This window comes from Gilvimarinus sp. 1_MG-2023 (assembly GCF_030548285.1).
Map to the genome: position 1 here is coordinate 1 of NZ_JAUOSC010000108.1, position 487 is coordinate 487.

Here is a 487-nt window from a genome sequence, read left to right on the forward strand (position 1 = left end):
GTACAGCACAAACGCCGGGTGACGACCATGAAACAATACATCGCGATAGGCCTGCTTGATGGCATGCACCACCAGCTTGTCTCGTACCGCCCGGCCGTTGACGTAAAAATATTGCATATCCGCCTGCGAGCGAGAGAACGTCGGCAACGCCACCCAACCCGACAATAACAATCCCGCCGCTTCGGTATCGACATGCAGGGCGTTATCAATAAACTGCGGCGACAGAATGGCCGCCACCCGGCGTTCCTGTTCGACACCTCGCTCAGCCGCACGCAACTGGTGAATCACCCGATTGTTATGGCGCAGGCAAAACGCCACGTCGTAACGGCTCAGGGCCAGTTTTTTCAGGTGATCTTCCAGGTGTGAGAATTCGGTCTTTTCAGTGCGTAGAAACTTGCGCCGCGCCGGCGTGTTAAAAAACAGATCCCGAACTTCCAGCGTGGTCCCTGGCGGGTGCGCCGCCGGTGCAACATGTGTCACCATATCC

Annotated in this window: 1 protein-coding gene; it reads right to left on the reverse strand. The window is 56.9% G+C overall.

What is annotated here, in order from left to right:
- Positions 1-487, reverse strand: a 487-nt coding sequence (mutL, locus tag Q4563_RS15920) for a DNA mismatch repair endonuclease MutL (RefSeq protein WP_303605163.1), incomplete at both ends; no start/stop codon positions are given.